Annotated in this window: 7 protein-coding genes and 1 pseudogene; 2 read left to right on the forward strand and 6 right to left on the reverse strand. The window is 66.2% G+C overall.

Going from position 1 to position 8,304, the window contains the following annotated elements:
- Positions 1-10: 10 nt before the first annotated feature.
- The 6 genes and pseudogenes from JSV65_04585 to JSV65_04610 all read right to left on the reverse strand — a co-directional run bounded on the left by JSV65_04585 (position 11) and on the right by JSV65_04610 (position 5,375).
- Positions 11-772, reverse strand: coding sequence for a methyltransferase domain-containing protein (locus JSV65_04585; protein UCH35632.1), 762 nt, complete (start codon positions 770-772; stop codon positions 11-13).
- A 100-nt stretch (positions 773-872) separates the two neighbouring features.
- Positions 873-2,258: a radical SAM protein gene (locus JSV65_04590; protein ID UCH35633.1), complete on the reverse strand. Its 1,386-nt coding sequence runs from the start codon at positions 2,256-2,258 to the stop codon at positions 873-875.
- A 3-nt stretch (positions 2,259-2,261) separates the two neighbouring features.
- Positions 2,262-2,333, reverse strand: a pseudogene (locus tag JSV65_04595) (streptolysin S family bacteriocin).
- Positions 2,334-3,889: 1,556 nt separating this feature from the next.
- On the reverse strand, positions 3,890-4,282 hold the full coding sequence (locus JSV65_04600; GenBank protein UCH35634.1) for a hypothetical protein: 393 nt from the start codon (positions 4,280-4,282) through the stop codon (positions 3,890-3,892).
- A gap of 324 nt (positions 4,283-4,606) precedes the next feature.
- Positions 4,607-4,897 carry a hypothetical protein gene (locus JSV65_04605; GenBank protein ID UCH35635.1) on the reverse strand — a complete coding sequence of 97 codons (291 nt, stop codon included), beginning with the start codon at positions 4,895-4,897 and terminating at the stop codon, positions 4,607-4,609.
- A 43-nt stretch (positions 4,898-4,940) separates the two neighbouring features.
- Entirely contained in the window at positions 4,941-5,375 is a 435-nt protein-coding gene (locus JSV65_04610; GenBank protein ID UCH35636.1) for a hypothetical protein, read from the reverse strand.
- 352 nt (positions 5,376-5,727) lie between these two features.
- Here JSV65_04610 and greA point away from each other — a divergent pair, with 352 nt between their 5' ends.
- Both greA and lysS read left to right on the forward strand, forming a co-directional pair.
- The gene (greA, locus tag JSV65_04615) at positions 5,728-6,222 is read left to right on the forward strand and encodes a transcription elongation factor GreA (GenBank protein UCH35637.1); all 495 of its coding nucleotides are present in this window, start codon (positions 5,728-5,730) and stop codon (positions 6,220-6,222) included.
- Between the two features lie 151 nt (positions 6,223-6,373).
- On the forward strand, positions 6,374-7,840 hold the full coding sequence (lysS, locus tag JSV65_04620) for a lysine--tRNA ligase (GenBank protein ID UCH35638.1): 1,467 nt from the start codon (positions 6,374-6,376) through the stop codon (positions 7,838-7,840).
- Positions 7,841-8,304: the final 464 nt, after the last annotated feature.

An 8,304-nucleotide genomic window follows, 5' to 3' on the forward strand; every position in this document is an offset into this window, starting at 1 on the left:
AGGCACGGCCTCACGTGCCCTTGCGGCCGACCGCCCAGAATACCGGCATGAACGTCACGCGGATTCCCTCGTCCAGCGCGCGCAAGTCTCTGCGCTTGAGCGCCTCCAGTTCGCCGGGCGCGACCAGATCGTGCGCCGTGGCCTCGAGCAATTCCCATTCCTGCTCGAACTCGCGGCGCAGCTCTTGGTCGCCCCACACCGAGTTCAGTACGCTGACCTCCGCGGCCAATCCGGCGTTGACAAACATCTCCTTCAGCCGCCGCCCCACGCGCGGATGCGCGCCCTCGCGCTGGAGCGCACGCGACATGATCGCCCCCAGGGTCAAATCCTCGGGGTAGTCTATCCGTCCTCCGTAGTCGGGCTCCGCCATTGCCATCACGGTGCCGCCCGGCTTCGCCACCCGCACCATCTCGAGCACTGCAACGCCCGGCTCCTCGACCCAGAGCAGTGTCAGATGGCACACCACGAGATCGAAGGCGTTATCGGCGAACGGCAGCCGCTGCGCGTCTCCCCTAACCAGCGACAAGCCGCGGCCTGCCGCCTGGGCGAGGAGCGGCGCGCTGCGATCCACGCCGGTGACGCAACCGCGGCAGCGACTGGCCATCTCCGCAGTGATGACGCCGTTGCCGCATCCGACGTCGAGCACGCGGGGCCGCGCCCACAAGTTCACTCGGCGGTAGAGATGCGAACGCAGTTCGCGGGTCCACCGCTCCTGCCGCTCGAGCTGCCGCTGCCAATGCGGCGCCGACAGAAATCCGGGCGTCTTGTCCATACCACCCTCCGCCGCGTTCGGCCAACTGCAATTCCAGCACAACGCCGCCGGCCCGTCCCGCCGCGACGCCGTCCCACGCCGCGCTGCGCGGACCGGATCGTCAACCGCTCGACTTGCTCTCGACGCACAGATAGCCGTGCGCGGACGCGTACAGCGGGCACCCGCCGCCGCAGTTCGCAAGCCGGTCGCACTCCCGGCACTTCGCGGGCGCCCAATCTCGTGAACGAAGCGCCTGCGCCGCCGGGTGACTCCAGATGCTTTCCCACTCGTCAGTCAGGATATTCCCCAGTGCGTCGTAGTGACTCTGGCACGGGATGACCTGCCCATCGGGCTCGACGCACATATTCTCCTTCGCCGCGGTGCATCTTTTCGGGCCGAGACCCAGATTCACGGGGTCGAGCTCGCAGTACTGTGTCGGCGTGTACCAGATGAAGCGCATCCCGAGACCGACGGCGCGCTCGCGCAGCCGCTCCAGCATCGGCCCCAGGTCCGCCTCCGGCAACCCCTTGCCGGAGTCCCTCCCGGCACCGGAGTAGATCAGGCTGTTGCACGCGAAAGCGCGCACCCCAAGGTCGCTCAGGAACTCCAACGTCTGCTCCATGGCGTCCGCGTTGTCGCGAGTGATCGTCGTATTGGTAACCACATACAGCGGCGCCTGCAGCGCTTCCCTGATTCCCGCGACGGTCTGCTCCCATGCCGCACAGCCGACCATGGTGTTATGTACCGCCGCGTCGTGTGATTCGATGGTGATCTGGACGTGATCCAGTCCGCCTGCCACCAACTCCCGAACTAACTCCGCCGTAAGGCGCCGACCGTTCGTGATGAGGCCGGTGACCATCCCGATGTCCTCCGCCCGCTCCACCAACGCGACCAGGTCCGGCCTCAGCGTCGCCTCGCCCCCGGTGAGGCAGACGTGCGGCACGCCGACGTCCCACAGCTTGGCCAGCACCGTCTGCCATTGCTCTGTGGTCAGCTCGGGCGGCCGACGGTCCGGGGGTACGTAGCAGTGCGCGCAGGCGTTATCGCATTCATAGGTCAGCGCGAGGTCCATCCGATAGGGCGCGGACAGCTCGATCTGGAACGGCTCCACCATGTCCACACCGAGGTAGGTGAACGGGCAGACATCCTCGTGCTCGCGTAAGGCGGTGACGGCGTCGCGGACGCGCTCGTAGTCCTCCGTTATCCTGCGCGCGGGCGCGCGGAAGATGCGGCGCAGGCGTTGCGTTGCTCGCTTCGGCTCGATTTCCTCGAGAACCATCTTCGCCATCAGGACGCCGGTGGCGTTGAGATGGACGATGCGCGAGGCATTCAGGGCGAGCAGGCCCGACCCGTTCCGTTCGACCCGCAGATGGGCACGCACGTGAGCCCCGGCGTCGTCCCAGCGGTAATGATACATCCCCGACGCGACGTGCCAATCGGCAGACGCCCCTGTCCGGACCGTTTCGCCTTCCCGAGCGTTAACGGAATCTCGGCCGCGCGCGCTCATCGCCTACCTCCCTCCCCCGGCGCACGCGCAGGCGCAACTCGCGCAGGCGCAGGCGCACGCGCATCCTCCGCCGCCGCCTTTACCGCCGCTCTCCGACAACTCCGCGAGGGCTTTCTTGAGCGCGGGCACGAACGTCGGCGGATTCGTCTCCTGCGTCACCGCCTGGTGGAGCGCGCCCCGGTCAGCCACCAGGCCTCGCGCCAGGCGTTCGACCCGGCTGACGATGCGATCGGCGAATTCCCGCCCGGGAAGCGACGGGGGCTGGCGCGCGGTCCCCGCCTCTCGATCCAACCGGGCGTCGTCATACTCCCACATCCACCAGCGATCCCGCCGAGGCATCTGTTGCTCGTCGCCGAACGTGTCCTCCATGCGGTGGCCGTACTCCTCGTCCGCCATCGTCCAGTCGGCGTTCTTCTCCCATTGGCTCAGTTTGTCCTCCGCCGTCTGGGCGGCCGCAACGTCTCGCCACGCCTTGCTCACGATATAGCGGTAGTACTCGGCGGTTTCGTGCCGGTTGTACCCGCGCAGCTTGTCGTTGACGCCGCGGACGAGGTCGGTCATGATGTCCTGCATCGCGACAGCCGATGGCCCTCCCGCCAAGCGCTCGCCGACGGCCTTGAGCATCGTCTTTTCGTACTGATGAAGGTCAGGCGGCGTCGCGCCGCTTGGCTCGGCAACGACCGGGTCAAGTGATTTGAGTGCGACGACCCCTTTGCGCTCGAGACCGAACAGGATCATGGCCGCGATGCGGTCGAGCGGCTGTTCGAGGAGAACTGCGGCCTCGACCGCGGTCAGCCCCCGGCGCACGCCATTGCCCTCCATCGCCAGCAAGGGCGGCATGTAGTCCATCTTACGGCGCTCGTTGGCCTTGTAGAGCCCCGCGACGATGAGGATGAGCCCGACCACGACGAGTCCGCCGAGCACCCGCGGCGTGATACGCTGCTGCAGCGACTTCAGCAGCGCTGCCAGGCGACTCTCGCGGTACACCACGTCCACGTACTTCTTCGGGAACGAGACGCCGAACATGTACTGCCGCGATGGGGACGCCTGACGCCGCCACCAGGTGAAGGCGATGCGGCCGTCAAGCTCGCGCGCATCGTCGAACCGTTCGCGGTGGTATCGCGTTTCCTCGCCGGTCACGCCCTCGGGAAAGCGGATGGTCACCGACAGGTCGGTCGTGCCTTGCGCATAGCGGGCATCGTACCACGTCGGGCTGAACTCGATGCCCGCGTAGTCGGCGTCCTGGCGATCCTGATACACCATGTGCGGGTTATTGATGTGGAAGTAAAGCGTCCCGGACTCGCCAGGCTGAATCGGCTGCGGCAGGGGAATCTCCACGCCGCAGTCAACGACCTCGGACTGACGTATCGAGGACAGCGCCCGGCCATTGAACTCGGCCCGCGCGGTCTGCAAGTCGTAGCGCTCGTTGGGGAGCCCGATGTCCACGATATCTATCGGACGCCCGCCCGGCGAGCAGCGGAATCGGAGTTCGTACTCGACGTCAACCGAGCCATCGCGCTGGATGGTCACGACGGAGGCGTTGCGCTCGACGGCAAAGCGGTATTCGGCGCCGGCGCAGGCGCTCGCCGTTCCCAGCAGAATCAGCCAAGCCGCCGCCAGCGCCCGAACTTTCACCATTTCGGCTCCTCCTCCAGGCGATACGCTCCGTCGCACGCCGGACAGCGGACCACGGCCGACATGCCCTCCATGTGGACACGCTGATCCTCGAGACTGCGGCCGCAATTCGGGCAGCGCGCCTCGCGAATCGCCGGCAGAGAGGCACCGAGCGGCACGCGCTGCTCCCGCGCCCCGAGATGCGCCCTGACGACGAGAACGCCAATGAGGATCGCCGCCAGCGTCATCACCGCCCCGATTGCCACGCGGCTGCCCGTGCTGCGCGCGCTGGCCGCCACTAGAAACGCCAATCCGAGAGCACCCAGCGCCCCGGCCGCAGCGCATCCGATAAGCCGCGCCACGCAGCCGAAGGCACCATCGGCGGCCCTCGTTCTACGTCTGCCGGCCATTCAATCTCCCTGCCGCGAAGAGCCCGGATGACGGTGGCGCTCGACTGTGCGCGAAATGCGCAGTCGCCCCTGCCCGCGGCACCGCCTTTGGCTCGCGCGGCCAGCCGCACCAGCAGGAGCCGAGGGAATGCGTTCACTGCGACTAGGCTGATGCGCGGCGAGGCGCTCACCGGTTCCACCAAACGGAGTCATGACGCGCGCATCGCTGCTCGGCGCCGAAGCCGCGCCTGAGGTTCGCGGCCCCTCTCCCACCGCGAGCGGCGCACGCAACGTGTCGTCATTGACGTGCTGCCCGCGGCTTCCGGCACCCCTGGGGATGTCGGATCAGTCCAGAGATTCCTCACGTTTCCAGGTGAACGAGATCTCGAAGCACTCCTCCGCCCAGGCATCCGCGTTGCGCACGAGCTCACGCCGCAGGCACCACACGTCCGTGTACCCGATCGTCGTGCCAGGCGGAGGAAAGACGGTCGAGTGGATGCAGTTCTTGCACACGCGGACCGTCTCCTGACCATGCGCCGCTGCCGCCAGCGCATGCAGATCCGCGTCGCACTCGAAGCACTTCTCGCGCTTGATGGAGTTGGCCGCCCCACAGGTGGGGCACTTCATCATCTGCACCGGCGAACCTCCCGCGCAAGGTTCGGGCTACCCTACAGAACGGTCACCGGGTCGATGGTTGGCGGTCGGGCTGTGGTGCCTGTGGCTTGGGGCCGATCTCTGCCCAGTCCCAGCCGAATACCTGCGCATTGCGCTTGGCCGCTTCCATGGCGGCCACTGCCTGCACGCGCGCCGGGTCCGGGTTCGGCTCAGCGATACCGCGGAGACGCGCTGCGAGACGCTCCTGCTCCAACATTCTCAGCGCGTACTCGCCGTCGCGTCGCGCATCCCCCAGCGCGTCCTTCAACCCGGACAGAAAAACCCCCCAGAGAAACAGGCCGAGAAGACCTATGACGAGGGCGACAAGAGCGGGGCGCGCCAGGCGGTGGCGCTTGGCGATCTGAGCGTACAGCAGGGCAACGAAGCCCACAGCAGCCAGTAGCGCAAGCGTGATATAGCCGAGGTTCGCGAGACCCATCGCGCCCATAGTGTACCACACGCCATGGCGTTTTTCAATCGGCGTCTCAAAGGCCAGAGCGCGGTTGACAAGCGGCGCGAATTTATGGTATATAAGACAGTAATACCGTTGGTAACGGGATTACCATCAAGCCCTGGTGCCTGCAGGCGCCGGGGCTAGGTTCTTAGGGCGGAAGGTTGGCACAAACTGGCCTTCCGCTTGCATCTAAGGAGCCCCAAGCATCACGGGAGGGCCGGCACTGGCCGCGTGAGGGTCGGTGAACCGGCTGGCGGGTCTTCGTGGAACGGCGGTTGGCGCCGGGGCCCTCCATTGGCATCAGAAACCCGTTAGAGCGCGACGCCATTCAGGTGTCGGGGCGCCGGGGAAGGTCGAAATGGCTGACAGCGTCAGCGAAGAGCTCCACCAGGGCCTCATAGTCACCCCAGAGGGTTACCAGAAGCTGCGTGACGAGCTGGAACACTTGAAGACCGTGCAGCGCAAAGAAGTGGCAAACCGCATCCGCGAGGCGCCGCGGTCGGGTGAACTGACGGACAATTCCGAGTACGAGGAAGCGAAGAGCGAGCAGGCCTACGTCGAGGGGCGGATCCTGGAACTGCAGCGGCTGCTGCAAAACGCGGTCGTGGTCGCCCGCAGTGAGGGACCGCCGAATCAAGTGCGCCTCGGTTCGGTGGTCAAGCTCAAGGACAAGGCGGGCAAGAGGATCGAGTACAAGATCGTCGGCCCGGTCGAGGCGGACCCTGCCAACCAACGCATCTCGTATCAGTCGCCCGTCGGGCAGGCGCTCGTCGGCCACGGCAAGGGCGACAAAGTCACCGTGGCGACGCCGAGCGGCAAGGCGTCGTACACGATCATGGACGTCAAGAACTGAGCGGCCGCGCGCGTGCGAGCGCGGGTCGAGTTCGGAAGGAGGCCGGCAGGGAATGCCGGCCTTCGCGTTTAACGTGAGGTTATTCGCGACCGGCGAGCATTCGCCGCGGCGATGCGCCGGGTCCGAATAACCGAGGTCTACTGAGGCTGCCGTGAGCGACGAGGAACACGAACTCATCCGTCAGCGCCGCGTCAAGTTGGAGCACCTGCGCGAGCGCGGCTGCGATCCATTCTCGATCACGCGCTTCGAGCGCACGCACCTCGCGGACGAGGTCAAGGCCGGGTACTGCGAGATCGAAGGGCAGCGCGTCCGCGTCGCGGGGCGCTTGATGTCGCTGCGGCAGCACGGCAAGGCGGCCTTCGCGGACCTCGCCGACATCTCCGGCAGCATCCAGATCTACGCGAAGCTCGACGACCTGGGTGCCGAGCAGTACGGCCTGCTGGAGAACGTGGACATCGGCGACTTCCTCGGCGTCGAGGGCACCGTGTTCACGACGCGCACGGGTGAGATAACGGTTTCCGCCGAGCGCTTGCAGGTGGTGGCGAAGTCGCTGCGCCCGCTGCCGGCCAAGTGGCACGGCCTGCGCGACGTGGAGACGCGGTACCGGCAGCGCTACGTGGACCTCATCGTCAACCCCGAGGTGCGGCGCGCGTTTGCGGTGCGCAGCCAAGTCATCCGGGCGATCCGCCGCTTCCTCGACGAGCGAGGCTTCCTCGAAGTCGAGACGCCGATGATGCAGCCGATCCCGGGCGGCGCGGCGGCGCGACCGTTCATCACGCATCACAACGCCTTGGACATAGACCTGTACCTGCGAATCGCCCCCGAGCTGTACCTCAAGCGCCTCATCGTCGGCGGCTTCGACAAGGTGTACGAGATCAACCGCGTCTTCCGCAACGAGGGCGTGTCCTCGCGGCACAACCCCGAGTTCACCATGCTCGAGGCGTACCAGGCCTACGCCGATTACAACGACATGATGGGCCTGATCGAGGAGTTACTCGTCCATGTGTGCCGCGACGTGCTCGGGGGGCAATCGCTGTCTTACCAGGGCACGGAGATAGACCTGAGCCCGCCGTGGAGGCGCATCACCCTGCTGGATGCGATAGCCGAGCACGCGGACGTTGACCCTCAGCGCCTCATGGAGGCGGAGTCGGCGCGCGCGGTGTGCCGCGAACTCGACCTGCCAGCAGGCGCGGAACTGCACCTCTCCACGCTCATCAACAATCTCTTCGAGGCGCGCGTCGAGCCCAATCTGATCCAGCCAACGTTCGTGCTCGACTACCCCACGGCAATTTCACCACTGGCCAAGCGCAGGCCCGATAACCCGGAGCTGGCCGAGCGCTTCGAGCCGTTCATCGCCGGGCAGGAGTTGGGCAACGCGTTCAGCGAGCTGAACGATCCCCTCGACCAGCGGCGGCGGTTCGAGGAGCAAGCGCGAGAGCGCGCGGCGGGGGACGAGGAAGCGCATCCCATGGACGAGGATTACGTGCGCGCGCTGGAGTACGGCATGCCGCCGACGGGCGGGCTGGGGATCGGCATTGACCGGCTCGTGATGCTGCTCACGGACTCCCCCTCGATCCGCGACGTCATCCTCTTTCCGCAGATGGGGCCGGAGAGGTAACCTGCATTATTCATACCTGCCGCGGGTCGCTCGTCATGAGTAACCCGGGGTAACGTCGGCGGCGGTTCCGAAAAGACGCGGACCGTCACCTGTTTCCCCTAGGCCTCTGGTCAGATCGCCATGGCGAGCCCCGAGAACTGACTGAGCAGCCCCCCAGCCGGACTTGTCCGCCTCTGGTGAATGCGACTTGTCGTTCTGTGAGCAGTCACGAATAGATCTTTGACGAGCTGCGCCCGGCGACGGACCATCTCGAGTGCGGTAGCAGTCCGAGGAGTGTGATGGCCGCAGCGAAGGATTGACGAACCGAGCCGTTTCATAGATGCGCCTGATTACCCTTCGGGCTCATATTCGGTATCCCTCGAGTACACGTCTGATCGCCCCGGCTGATAGCGTCTGGTCAACCCCGCACCTTTTGCGATCTTCTCAATGAGCAAATTGTGATCCCGGACTCGCTGAGGCAGACG

The organism is Armatimonadota bacterium (genome assembly GCA_020354555.1).
In the GTDB taxonomy this organism is placed as follows: Bacteria; Armatimonadota; Hebobacteria.